12 protein-coding genes are annotated in these 11,949 nt (G+C 62.4%); 9 read left to right on the top strand and 3 right to left on the bottom strand.

Annotated elements, in window-relative coordinates; all coding sequences use genetic code 11:
* Window positions 1-46 precede the first annotated feature (46 nt).
* From BLR35_RS17590 to BLR35_RS17580, 3 genes are all read left to right on the top strand, one after another.
* Window positions 47-964 (top strand): LLM class oxidoreductase, encoded by a 918-nt coding sequence (locus tag BLR35_RS17590; RefSeq protein WP_090384946.1) that lies wholly within the window; start codon window positions 47-49, stop codon window positions 962-964.
* A 409-nt stretch (window positions 965-1,373) separates the two neighbouring features.
* Complete coding sequence (locus BLR35_RS17585) at window positions 1,374-2,384, top strand: hypothetical protein (RefSeq protein ID WP_090384944.1); 1,011 nt, start codon at window positions 1,374-1,376, stop codon at window positions 2,382-2,384.
* A gap of 3 nt (window positions 2,385-2,387) precedes the next feature.
* Window positions 2,388-2,750: a hypothetical protein gene (locus BLR35_RS17580; RefSeq protein WP_090384943.1), complete on the top strand. Its 363-nt coding sequence runs from the start codon at window positions 2,388-2,390 to the stop codon at window positions 2,748-2,750.
* A 144-nt stretch (window positions 2,751-2,894) separates the two neighbouring features.
* On the opposite strand, the gene BLR35_RS17575 is transcribed toward BLR35_RS17580, so the two are convergent.
* Both BLR35_RS17575 and BLR35_RS17570 read right to left on the bottom strand, forming a co-directional pair.
* On the bottom strand, window positions 2,895-3,863 hold the full coding sequence (locus tag BLR35_RS17575; protein WP_244510276.1) for a hypothetical protein: 969 nt from the start codon (window positions 3,861-3,863) through the stop codon (window positions 2,895-2,897).
* 70 nt (window positions 3,864-3,933) lie between these two features.
* Complete coding sequence (locus BLR35_RS17570) at window positions 3,934-4,584, bottom strand: DUF7344 domain-containing protein (protein ID WP_090384940.1); 651 nt, start codon at window positions 4,582-4,584, stop codon at window positions 3,934-3,936.
* Between the two features lie 505 nt (window positions 4,585-5,089).
* Between BLR35_RS17570 and BLR35_RS17565 the strand changes: the two genes are divergently transcribed.
* From BLR35_RS17565 to BLR35_RS17540, 6 genes are all read left to right on the top strand, one after another.
* Window positions 5,090-5,575 (top strand): hypothetical protein, encoded by a 486-nt coding sequence (locus BLR35_RS17565; protein WP_090384938.1) that lies wholly within the window; start codon window positions 5,090-5,092, stop codon window positions 5,573-5,575.
* A gap of 15 nt (window positions 5,576-5,590) precedes the next feature.
* A complete protein-coding gene (locus BLR35_RS17560) occupies window positions 5,591-6,148 on the top strand; it encodes a hypothetical protein (protein WP_090384936.1) in 558 nt (185 codons plus the stop codon).
* Window positions 6,149-6,324: 176 nt separating this feature from the next.
* Complete coding sequence (locus BLR35_RS17555; RefSeq protein WP_090384934.1) at window positions 6,325-6,858, top strand: hypothetical protein; 534 nt, start codon at window positions 6,325-6,327, stop codon at window positions 6,856-6,858.
* A gap of 586 nt (window positions 6,859-7,444) precedes the next feature.
* The gene (locus BLR35_RS17550) at window positions 7,445-7,870 is read left to right on the top strand and encodes a hypothetical protein (RefSeq protein ID WP_244510275.1); all 426 of its coding nucleotides are present in this window, start codon (window positions 7,445-7,447) and stop codon (window positions 7,868-7,870) included.
* Window positions 7,871-8,144: 274 nt separating this feature from the next.
* Window positions 8,145-9,305: a S26 family signal peptidase gene (locus BLR35_RS17545; RefSeq protein ID WP_090384931.1), complete on the top strand. Its 1,161-nt coding sequence runs from the start codon at window positions 8,145-8,147 to the stop codon at window positions 9,303-9,305.
* 2 nt (window positions 9,306-9,307) lie between these two features.
* Window positions 9,308-10,786 (top strand): DUF5305 family protein, encoded by a 1,479-nt coding sequence (locus BLR35_RS17540; protein ID WP_170831071.1) that lies wholly within the window; start codon window positions 9,308-9,310, stop codon window positions 10,784-10,786.
* On the opposite strand, the gene solA is transcribed toward BLR35_RS17540, so the two are convergent.
* Window positions 10,783-11,910, bottom strand: a complete 1,128-nt coding sequence (gene solA, locus BLR35_RS17535; RefSeq protein ID WP_090384929.1) for an N-methyl-L-tryptophan oxidase — start codon at window positions 11,908-11,910, stop codon at window positions 10,783-10,785. The genes BLR35_RS17540 and solA overlap by 4 nt on opposite strands.
* Window positions 11,911-11,949: the final 39 nt, after the last annotated feature.

Raw genomic sequence — 11,949 nt, 5'->3', positions numbered from 1 at the left:
AGACAACCTCTTTGGGGACCAGGCCAGTAGAACACGCGACCGAATAATGCTCGAGGAAGACGCGAACGCGGGCTACCGGCGACTGTTCGACGACGACGGACTCACGTTCGGTGCTGGCTTTCCGCTCACGGGGACGAATCGGTCGACGCCCCCCATCGAGGAAGAGTTACGGCTGGCGAGCCACGCCGAATCGGTCGGCTTCGACGGCCTCTGGGCTCGAGACGTCCCCACCTACTGGCCGAAGTTCGGCGACGCGGGCCAGACGTTCGACCCCTGGGTATGGCTCTCGCAGGTCGCTGCCCACACCGACGAGGTCGCGCTCGGCACCGCGAGCATCGTCCTCACGCTACGTCATCCAATCCACGTCGCGAAGTCGGCCGCCTCGATCGACCGGCTCTCGGACGGACGACTCGTCCTCGGCGTCGCCTCCGGCGACCGGGACCCCGAGTTTCCGGCCTTCGACGTCGACCGCAACGAGCGCGGCCAGCAGTTCCGCGAGCGATTCGAGGCCATCCAAGCCCTCTGGCGCGAGGAGTACCCCGAACTCGAGGGCGAGTGGGGACGACTCGAGGGGGACCTCGACATCGTCCCGAAACCGACCGCGGAGACGATTCCCATGCTACCGACGGGGCAGGCCCGCCAGTCCAGAGAGTGGATCGCCGAGCACGGCGACGGCTGGCTCTTCTATCACCTCCCGGAGCGCACGCTCGAGGATTACGTGGCCGACTGGCGCGACGACGCGGGCGAAAAGCCGTACGCGATGGCGATCCGGGTCGACCTGGCCGACGACCCCACCGCTGAACCGGAACCGATGCACCTGGGGTATCGGGCCGGCGTCGAGTGGTATCGGGACTACTTCCGGCGACTCGAGGAGTACGGCGTCGACCACGTGATCGTCGGCCTCGAGAGCGAGGATCCAGAAGAGGCGCTCTCGAGGTTCGGAGACGAGATTATCGAAGTGTGAACTCGGAGGTCGCGTCGACGCAGGTGAACGTTGACCGGCAGTCAAACGCTTCGATACACGATCCGTTCCTTCCCCGGCAGTGATTGACCAGGAGTCAATCGGACTCGGGGGAGTCGCTACCGACGATTGGGTTCATTTTGACTGGGGTCAATGTCTACTGAACTCCCCACCAGTATAGACAGCAGGTAGTTGACCGAATACAACCGAAACCCGACTTCAGTTCCACAGACGTATTACAATAACTCTCCTGGATGACCGATTTCTTGCGATCCCTACAGGGGGTCGGACGAGTGGGGCGGTCGACAGGCGGCTACTCATCCGCAATGGGGGATCCAGCCATCAACGGATATCGACCAGAGCGGTGTGAGCCCTGATCGTCCCCTCGGGAAGCAAAAGATCACTTTCGATAATGAACCGACGCAAGTTCATCGCAGGCGCGGGAGGTATCGGGGCAGCAACTATCGGACTCGCGGCCTTCACTGGCAGCGCAGCCGCCCAAGTCAAAGCGGACGGCACGTTCGCCATCGACGACGAATCGTTCGACACCCATAACGGCGAGTTCGAGGAACTGGCCGTCTCGAACGTCACCCTCGCCGCCGCGTGGGAAGGCTTCGACAACGACGCCGAACACATCGAGTGGAACGTCGAAGTCGAACACGACGGCGAGACGAAGCAGGCGTACGACCCTGGTGAGATCGAGGAGGAACTCGACTCTGACCAGCAGACCTCGCACCGTCCTGGCGACGATCCTGTGACAACGGAGGCTTCGGACATCGACCTCCTCGACCTGTTCGGCGAGGACGCCTTCGATGTACCGTGGGAAGTCAGCAACGTCGGGCTTGACGACACCGTGACCGGTTACGACCACAACATGGAGAACGAGAGTAACGACAGGCCATACTTCGAGGTCTCCGAGGGCGACGGCGGCTACGGTATCGACATCACGTTCTACAACCCGACTAACCACTACTTCTCGTTCGACATCATTGCCGACGACGCCGAAGGCGAACCAGACGAGTGGACTGGTGAGGACCTTCTGGAGCACGGCGAGCGGTACGACGACGACGGACTCGGAACCGAGTTCGGGAAGCGGTACCACGAGGTCTCCCTTGACGGCCGCGACGCCGACGGCACCATCGAAGAGACGGAGACGGTATTCCCGACCGAGTCGCTCGCGGTGAAACTCGAACGCGGGGCCGAACAAGACTGGTATATCGGCAAGACGCCAGTCGAGTTCGACCTCGACCACACGGACTCGTTCGACTTCGACTTCACCGTCCACGCCACCGTCACCGACACCGAAGGCGTCGAGCACACGGACAATGACGCCGACGGCGACGGGTCGCTCACCATCGAAAACATCGGCCCCGGAACTACCGCGGGCGGTGATGGCGAGTTCACCGCCGAGGACGGCGAGTAACCGATGTCGCGCACCCGCCGTCAGGTCATCGTCGTCGGCGGGGCCGCTGTACTCGCCGGCTGTTCGTCGCTCGCCCCCGACTCCGACGAAGACGAGGAGGAACCCGACCCGGAACCATACTCGGACGAAGACGACGAAGAAATGCCGCCGGACGAGGAGGAACCTGACGGCCCACCGGATGATGACCCCAAAGACGACAAAGAAAAAGAGGACGACGAAAACGATGATGACGAGGACGACGATGAGGTGACGCCATCGCCGACGCCGGGACCGTCTCCCGGTCCGTCGCCCGATCCGGACCCTGATCCGTCAGTAACAGCGGGTGGAACGGGGTCGTTCAATGCGACGGACGCCGATGACGGGTAGACGTCGGCGAAAACACGACAGTAAGGACTGTCACTGACGACGATTGACTCTCTTCCTTTTAATACCAGAATCGGTGTCCCTTCAGTCTCACCCTCCAGAACAGCTGCTCTGGCGTTTGCAACTAGTTACCATCAGGATGAGAAACTACTCCTCGAGTTCTGAAAACCGAACCTCGACCGATTCCACCGGCCGTGACTCCACGTCCTCGAGCGAGGTATCCGGATCGACTTCGAGGACAGGAACGCCCGACTCGTCGTTCGCAGTCAGTTCGCTCTCGTCGTCCGCTGTCGACTCTCGTTCGAGTTCGGCGTCGACGCTGTCCGCCGTCGTGAGAGCGGACTCGAACGTCTGTTCGGAGTTCGTTTGCGACGGATCGTCACTGGAACCGGAATCGGCCTGCGAACTCGAGTGGCGAGAGAAGAGATGATCTTCCTCCGGAAACGACAGTCGAAGTTCGGGAACCAGCCCACTCGAGACGTCGATTTCGTCGACCGACGTACGACTGTCGCCGGAACAGTCGACGATCTCGAGGTGGAGCGAAAGATCCCCGTCTTCGGTTCGTCGCTTCCGGAGGACGAGCGTGCCGTCCCACCCCGGGAACGAACACAGGTCCACGACGAGTAATACTCCCGGAAGGAGCGTGAGCGTTCGTTCGGCGTCGACGTGTGTCCGTTCTCCGTCGGCTTCGATCTCGAGTGCAGTCGTGATCGTCTCCTCGTCGACCGGAAGCGAGGAGCGACTATCGAGGTCGATCGTGACGCCGACTTTCTCTCCACTACCGAGATCAGGCTCGGTGAGGTGTCGCTCGTCGCCGGTCTCGATCGACGTGAACCGGACACGTTCGTCCTCGAGGGCGAGCGAGACGTCGATCGGTTCGGTGAGCTGGTTGACGACGTCGAACGTCGCGAGCGGGTACCGCGCGCCATCCTCGAAGAGGAGGCCACCTGTTTCGACGTCGTCGTCGACTAACCCGAGATACGCGTTCGCGTCGCTCACTACGTCGACCGATACGTCTCGCTCGAGTTCCGCACTCGAGTGGCCGAGCGTGTCGACGGCGAGCAATCCGCTCGAGCCCGCGATCATCACGAGCGTCGCGCGTCTCGTTCGGTCCATATCAGTGTCGGCGGTCGGGAACGGCGTTTCGGCGCGCTACGAGGGGTGGATCGAACAGGGCGACCCACGGTTATCGGTCGCTGTCCGACGAGTACTCGAGTTCGACACCGGGTGGATCCTCCGTGATCCCCAGGCGATTCCGGCGAGCGTAGTATCGGTGTGCGATCGCCGAAACGCCGAACGAGACGACGACGAAGACGCCCCAGGCGTACGGAGAGAGTGCCGCGAACGGTCCGAGGCTGGCCGCGGACACCGCGAGCAACAGGGCGGACACCGCCGTCAGGCCGATGTAGTAGTCGCTCCAGGGGATCTCGCGTCCGTGAACGATGTCCATGTATATCTCGACGTCCTCGAGTGCGGGCATCGGTTCGACGAACCCACGGTCCTTGTTGAACGCGAGGACGCCCGCCTCGTCCATCTTCGGCAGGTGAGACTGGTGAAGCGCCGTATAGACGCGCTTTCGGTCGGTACTCGAGACTTCGTGGATATCGATGCCGTCCTCGGAAGCGGCGATTTCTTCGGAGAGCGTTCCGACGTCGATTCGGTCACCCTCTCGCATGAGCTGGTGGAGGATGTGGCGTCGACGCCGGTTCGACAGCATTTCGAAGAGTTCGTCTTCGGTGAGAGTGGCGTCCGTCGGTTCGGTATCGGGCGAACCCCCGTCGGCGTCGGTCCCCGGTACGTCTGCATCGGCAGATTGTGCTGCGTGAGTTGTCCCCATCGGGTAGCCGGTATCACACCTCTTGCAAAAAAGGTTGTGTGCTCAATAAGTAATTGAATCCAACTAATTCAAGGTTTAACAAATCAGGAATATCGTTGACCGCCCGGGAGAGTGATTGGGAGCCAGGTCCTGTACGAAAGGACTGCGAGGGCCGTTCGATCGGCTATAGGGAGATTCAGACCAACGTTGAGGAAGGTAAACGTCACTGATACCCTTCCAGAAGAGGATCTGAAAGAGGAAATTTGGGAACACTACATCCCGGACGGCGTTCCAAGTTGAAGTTCGCGTTCGTTCCAGGGAGGTGGCAGTTCACCGAGGATTTCGACGACGGAGTCAGCAGGCGGTTGACTATCCATCATTGCATTCTGAAATTAACTCCACAGGTGTATTACAATATCCCTTGTTGGAGACGCTCGACCTGTAATCCCTGAAGCGGGGATTGGGCGACGACAGCCATCGCAGAGGGGGCGTGTTGTCGCCTGCGATCACGATGGAGAGATCAACCATGCAACGACGAAAATTCGTCATCGGACTGGGAGCACTGGCATCGGGAACAGCCGCGGCCGTGGGAACGGGCGCGTTCACGTCGGTCGAAGCCGACCGTGACGCGAGCATCGAAGTCACGAGTGACTCGAGCGCGTACCTCCAGATCAGCGCCGCTGATACCGACAACGGCGACGAGTACGCCGGCGAAGCGGACGACGGTACGTTCGAAATTACGATCGACGAACTGAATCCCGAAGCAGAGACGGTGATCGACGACGTCTTCGTCGTCGAAAACCAGGGTAGCCAGTCCGTCGGTGTCCAGGCCGACGTACAGGGCGACAACGCCGACGCGGTCACCCTGGATCCCGATCTCGAAGACGGCTGGGAGACGCTCGGTGTCGGCGAGTCAACCACCGTCGGACTGACGATCGACACTAGCGGTCTCAGTGACGGTGACGAAGTCGCCGACACGATCGCGTTCGAAGCCGACGCAAGCGAGGCGTAACGGGGTGGCTGAATAATGGATCGTCGTAGCGTCCTCGTCGGACTGGGTGCATTCGCCACTGGTAGCGTGGTTATCGGTACCGGTGCGTTCACCCAGGTAAGCGGCGAGCGAAACGCTGATATCGCCGTCAAGCGTGAGGATGAAGCCCTGCTCCAACTCGAGGCGCTCGATTCCGTCGACTACCCGAATGCGGACATCGCCGATAATACGGGGGGTGGCGCGACCCTCGAACTCGACTTCAACCAGGTGCTGGAAGGCGAGGGACACGGCCCGAATGTCGATGCAGTAGTGACGTTCGACGACGTATTCGCCGTCAAGAACACCGGGTCACAGGACGTGTTCTTCTGGGCGGAGTTCCCGGAAGCACCGGTGTACGACGAGATGGGGTTCTACGTCGACAACCCGGAACCGCTCCTCGACGGTGATGCTGGAGCAGCGACACTCCCGGTCGGAGAGCAAGTTCTCGTCGGCGTTAAAATCGACAGCGACCGCATAGCCGAAGAGCGGGACGACGAATTGATCGACGTAACGATAAAAGCAACCGCGACCGATCCGACAGCGGATCACAGCTGATCCATCAGCTGTTTTCGAGAACACTTACAATTATGAATAGACGAACATTTGTACTCGGAACTGGAGCACTGGTAAGCGGAGGTATCGCTGCAGTTGGGACAGGCGCGTTCACATCGCTGACCGCAGACCGCGACGCTGACGTACGCGTTACGAATGATTCGGAAGCGTACCTCCGTTTGGAGGCGACGGACGATTACTTCGATCAGGACTGGATGCCGTACGCCACGACGGATACGTCGTCGGGAGCCATCGAATTCTCGTTCGATGATGCAGTCGAGGGCGTCGACGGCGACGGCGTCGCGATCGAGAGCACGTACGAGTTCCTCGGCCGTCCAGCCGGATCGGATGCGGAGGGGAACTACACCTCGATGTTTGTCGCCCAGAATCAGGGAACGAGTGACGTCCTCATTCAGCAGCCCGACGACGTCGATTCGGACGCGGAAGTACGGGTTATCGTCGAAGAATTAGATCCCGATACATTCGAACCAACTGGTGAAATCAACGATCTAGTCGAGGACCAGTCGGTCTTCGTTCCCAAAGGCGAAGCAGTCGGGCTCGGCATCCGCATCGATACGACCGACGTCGACGAACCGTTCGGAGAAACAGTCGAAATCCCGGTTCGGGCCGAAGAGACCGATTTCGACGGGTTTTCTACCGAATCAGATAGTGCTGACTCGGTTCGCGGGCCGAAACCGATCGAGCCAGAATAATCACTCGTTCTTTGTTCGTCGTAGTTTTCTCACAGTTTAACGCTCTCTGAACAGGTTGGCGAGTTTATGAACTCTTCTTCCCGCCACCTGCTCGTTCCTCAAACTCTTATCTAGCCAGTGCCGAATCCGTCGTTGACTCCCGTCGAAGTCCGGTCAACAGCCGTATTACAATGGGCTCCGCTTGCCTGCGTCCAGACGGGGAACGTGACGTCGCCTGACGAACTCGCACGCCTCGTCGTCGGGGGACGGCGTGGTCGTGCGAGAGACGGTACGTCGCGACGGGAACGTCGCGGCTGCCGGATCTGCCCCACACCACACCCGATCACCCGCCTTCGGTGACGTCCCGTTGTCCCCCGTCGCTGTCTCAGTGTCGACCGCAAGATTCGGGCGACGACCACCAACTGGGGAGGGGGTGGAGAGACGAGGCGGCGACAGCGCGAAAGTGAGGGAGTGCACTCGCATCGGCTCCGGTTCCACTCCCCTGATTCGGCGCTGGAACTGGACGCCACAGCTATCGATCTGACTCGTCGGGGAACTATCGGCGAGACGACGGCGAACCGCGGCCAAATCACGGAGAGAGACAGTCATGGAACCCACACAGGACCGAGATCGTGAATCGGACGAACGGAAATGGACGCACAAACGAGCTTTCGAACAGCAAGACAGCCGGCTCGAGCCGGCTATCGAACCGACGAGCGACCGCATTTCGCTGTATATTTTCGAGTCGGGATCGGAGGAACTCCTCGATGCGGTCTACGACGCTGATGGACTCGCGCTTCCTGCCGTCGGTGATCGGCTCTCGATCACGCGAGCCAGTGCCGACGGCGACCTCGAGACGGACACGATCAGCTACCGCGAGCAAGACGAGTCCCGGACCTACGTCGTCGAGCGTCGGGATCTCACCTACCTCTACGTCGACTACGACGTCGACGGCCTGGACCAGGAACGCGATCTCGTCTCCGAACTGCGGGTGTGGGTGACGGCTGTCGACGGGGAGGACCACGCCGAGTAAGGCGATCTGGGGCCGAACGTGGATTCGAGCGGCCGACCACGGTAACGCGTCGAGGATAGCGAACGTGGCCGGTATCCCAACTCGAGGGAGTGGTTCGTTCGGGTGGTTCACTCCGGACGATCCTGCGTTCCCGCGACCAGTACAGAGTCGGCTTTCCGTGGTCTCGTTACGATGACCGATCGGGACGTTTGGCGAACACGTTCGATCGATTCTCGGACTGATCACTCTCCACAACTTACAAATAATGGAACATGGTTGGGCCACGTGGTAACGAATGATCCGGCAGGGGGTGGGGAAGGGGGTCCAGGGACTCCTCCTCGTCGTGCTCGTCGCGCTGGTCGCCGGCCAGCTTCTGGGACAGCCGATTCTGCTCGGGTTCGTCGAGACGGGCAGCATGGAGCCGACGATCGAGACGGGTGACGGGTTCGTGGCAATCCCCAGTGAACTGACTGGACCGCCCGAGAGCGGCGACGTCGTCGTCTTCGAGGCCGAAGAGATCGAGGGTGGCGGGTTGACTACCCACCGGATCGTCGACGAGACGGGACAGGGGTACGTGACCCGGGGTGACGCGAACCCGTTCACGGACCAGGACGGGGACGAGCCACCTGTCCAGGACGGTCAGATCGTCGCGACTGCCCTGCAGGTAAACAACGAGGTCGTCACGATTCCGAGTCTCGGAACCGCGGTGATGACCGTCGGCGAGACACTCGAGGGCGTCCAGCGCTGGCTCGCGGCCACGCTCGGTTTCCGTGTGTTTCTCGGGACGTCGGGAGTCGCCTACCTGCTCCTTGCAGTGTCGCTTCTCCTCTATGGTCTCGAGACGGTTCGGGAGCGACGTCAGCCGTCCCGACGGTCGTCGATCGAAGACGACCGCGACGACGGTATCGATCCGCGCGTGCTCGCGGGAACGTTCGCCCTGGTCGTGGTCGTCGCTGCGTCGGCGGCGATGCTCGCGCCCGCCGGCACTCACTCCTACGATGTCGTCAGCGCGGAGTTCGACTCCGATCAGTCGCTGATAATCGAGCAGGGTACGACTGCCGAGACGCCCCATCCGATACCCAACGGTGGAGTCGTCCCGGTCGTCGCCTACGTCGAATCGGAAAGCGAGACCGTCGACGGGGGCGTCGGGCCGGTGACCGTCGGCCCACGGGAGACCGAAGACGTGACGCTCACCGTCACGGCACCCGAAGAAACCGGCTACTATCCGGCCTACGTCACCGAGTATCGATTCCTGTATCTCCTGCCGTTGCCGGTGCTGGATGCACTGTACGACCTCCACCCTTGGACGCCGTTCGTGGCCATCGTCTCGCTGCTCGGGGGCGGGTTCTACTGGCTCGGACGGCGACTGCTCGGACCGGCGGATCCGCGCACCCGAACGAAGAGGGTCCGAAATCGGCGGAAGAAGACGCGATCGAATCTTCGGAGGCGAAACTGACCATGGACTCGATCGACACGACCGATACGGGGCGAGGGGGATCGGCCGTAAAGCGACAGCTGCAACTCCGTGCGCTGCTCGCGGAGTACCGGACGGAACTGCTCGTCGGGTTCGTCCTTCTCGTCGTACTCGGTGGCTGGTTGAGTTACGGCGCCTACGCCGCACCTCCCGAGGAGACGGATCAGCGACTGGAGGACGCATGGACCGCGACAGGCACGCTGTCACACGAGGCGACGGTGACCGAACTGACGGCGGTCTACGCGAACGGCACCGTTCTCGAGGACGAACCGCTGTACTATACGTCGATCGCGCCGGAGCTAGACGGCGAGTTCACCGGCGGGTACGAGGCCGACAGCGCCCGGAACGTAGACGTGGACGTCTCCGTCGACCTCGCGTATCGAGCCGTCGAACCCGGTGACGGGGACGGGACCGTCTACTGGAGCCAGCGAGAGTCGCTCGCGTCGGTCAGCGAGGCGAACGTCGATCCGGACGAACGCGTCACCGCAGCCTTCACCGTCGACGTCACCGAGGTCGCGGCGGCGATCGACGAGATCGAAGCCGACCTCGGGGCCAGCCCCGGCGAGACCGAGATCGTCCTCGAGATCGAACGCGAGATCGAAGGAGAGATCGACGGGGACTACCGAACCGCGGCCGACCAGTACCGGGTGCCGATCGAGTACAGCGGAAGCACCTACGCGGTCGACGACGCGGGAGCAGGCGCATACGACGAAAGCCACGACGAGGAGTACGAAACGGTAACTTCGACCGCACCCGTCGGACCGGTTCGGTCCGTCGGTGGCCCGTTGCTCCTCGTGGTCGGACTGGGTGGTGTCATCGGCCTGGTCGTCGCCTCGAGACGACTCTCGGACCCGTCGCCGGCGGAACGCGAGTGGCTGACCTACCAGGAGGACCGCGAGCGGTTCGACGAGGTGATTACGACTGCCCGACTCCCCGTATCGGAACTCGAGTTCGGCGAAGGCGAGAGCGACGGGGAAAAGAGTGCGAACGAGGACGAAGCAGGCGAGGAAGACGGAAAACCGACCGCCGAGTACGCAACCGTCGACACGCTCGCCGATCTCGCAGGGTTCGGGATCGACGTCGGCACCGGGATCGTCTTCGATCGTCGGACCGAGCGATACGTCGTCCGCCACGAGGGAACGGCGTACGTCTACGACCCGCCGACGCTCGAGTCGGTGCTCGAGGACGACGGGGCCGACGACACCGAGTTCCGGTTCTTCCAGTCGGCCGGTGCCCTGCGATCCGGCGGTGAGACGGTGGATGAGGCGGATTTCGGCGACCGTTTGGACGAACTCCGGTCGGTGGTCGATTCGTGGCTCGAGCACGTCGGAGTCGGACCGGACAGCGAGCGAGGACCCGACGAAGATACACGGACAGCGGAATCCAGCGACCGGGAAGAGACGGACGACTCGAGTGTAGAGTCTTCCGACAGCGAACGGGACGAGGAAGTGGAACTCTTCTAGAACCGGTCCAGCGAGAACGGCTCGATCTCGTGGTCCGTTTCGCCGTCGACGGCCAGGTCGGCGATGATTTCGCCGACGACGCTGGCGAACGCGAAACCGCGACCCGAGAATCCGGCGCCGACCACGACCTGTGAGTCGTCCGGCAGCGTATCGAGGACGAACTGCTCGTCCGGTGTGTTCGTATACAGGCAGGTGTCCATGTGTAGTGTCGGTCCCGTCCCGGCGGGGAGGTACTCCTCGGCGAACTCGCGCAGGAACCGTTCGTCCGCCTGGGTGGGTTCTCGTTCGAACGCGTCGGGGTCGACGGTTTCCTCGCGGTGGTGGTGACGGCCGAACTCGAGGCCAGGGACGCGGTGAACGGGACCGCCGTAGAACCGGCCGTCAGGCGTCTCGAGGTTCCAGACGGGGAACTGATTCGGTTCGAACCGAGCGGGTTCGTCGGGCTGGAATCGGGCGACGACCTGCCGTTCCGGTACCGCGATTCCCTCGAGCGCGTCGACGAACCGGGCTGTCCACGCGCCCGCGGTGATCACGAGGTGATCGGACTCGTAGGCGTCGTAGTCGGTTTCGACGCGGACGCCGTCTCCCGTCGGCGACCAGTCGACGACTCGCTCGCGGGCACGAATCGTGGCTCCCTCGCGGTGTGCGCGCTCGACGTGAGCGACGAGACACGCTTCCGGGTCCAGAAAGCCGCCATCGGGCTGGTAGATCGCCTCGTACTCGGGCGGGAGGTCGTATTCCGGATACCGATCGGATAGTTCCGTACTCGAGAGACGTTCGTACTCGCGGCCGAGGTCCTCGCAGGCGGCTACCGCGTTCTCGAGAAGAGAGCCATCGGCTGGACCGGCGTCGATCGAACCGGTCCGGTAGAACAACTGCCGGGCGTGGTCGTCCTCGAGGGCCGTCCAGAGTTGTTCGGCTCGCTGGAGCAGCGGGACAGCAGCCGGGTCGTCGGCGTCGGTGAACGTGAAACGGCGCGTGTAGCCGTGTGACGAGCCGTGGTCGTGTGGGACGTCGTAGCGCTCGAGACCGAGCACGTCGACGCCACGGGCGGCGAGGTGGGCGACGGTCGCACTTCCCATGCCGCCGACGCCGAGGACGATGGCGTCGTACCGGTCGGTCATGTGCGGTGATACGTGAAGGGAAGCGAAAATACTTCTCAC

Source organism: Natronobacterium texcoconense (genome assembly GCF_900104065.1).
GTDB classification, from domain to species: domain Archaea; phylum Halobacteriota; class Halobacteria; order Halobacteriales; family Natrialbaceae; genus Natronobacterium; species Natronobacterium texcoconense.
This window is presented reverse-complemented; position numbering and strand designations above follow the sequence as displayed.

Bases quoted from the DNA above. Each gene is read 5' to 3' on its own strand.
- BLR35_RS17590 (WP_090384946.1), top strand. From the start codon at position 47: ATGCTCGAGGAAGACGCGAACGCGGGCTACCGGCGACTGTTCGACGAC.
- BLR35_RS17585 (WP_090384944.1), top strand. From the start codon at position 1,374: ATGAACCGACGCAAGTTCATCGCAGGCGCGGGAGGTATCGGGGCAGCA.
- BLR35_RS17580 (WP_090384943.1), top strand. From the start codon at position 2,388: ATGTCGCGCACCCGCCGTCAGGTCATCGTCGTCGGCGGGGCCGCTGTA.
- BLR35_RS17575 (WP_244510276.1), bottom strand. From the start codon at position 3,863: ATGGACCGAACGAGACGCGCGACGCTCGTGATGATCGCGGGCTCGAGC.
- BLR35_RS17570 (WP_090384940.1), bottom strand. From the start codon at position 4,584: ATGGGGACAACTCACGCAGCACAATCTGCCGATGCAGACGTACCGGGG.
- BLR35_RS17565 (WP_090384938.1), top strand. From the start codon at position 5,090: ATGCAACGACGAAAATTCGTCATCGGACTGGGAGCACTGGCATCGGGA.
- BLR35_RS17560 (WP_090384936.1), top strand. From the start codon at position 5,591: ATGGATCGTCGTAGCGTCCTCGTCGGACTGGGTGCATTCGCCACTGGT.
- BLR35_RS17550 (WP_244510275.1), top strand. From the start codon at position 7,445: ATGGAACCCACACAGGACCGAGATCGTGAATCGGACGAACGGAAATGG.
- BLR35_RS17545 (WP_090384931.1), top strand. From the start codon at position 8,145: ATGATCCGGCAGGGGGTGGGGAAGGGGGTCCAGGGACTCCTCCTCGTC.
- BLR35_RS17540 (WP_170831071.1), top strand. From the start codon at position 9,308: ATGGACTCGATCGACACGACCGATACGGGGCGAGGGGGATCGGCCGTA.
- solA (WP_090384929.1), bottom strand. From the start codon at position 11,910: ATGACCGACCGGTACGACGCCATCGTCCTCGGCGTCGGCGGCATGGGA.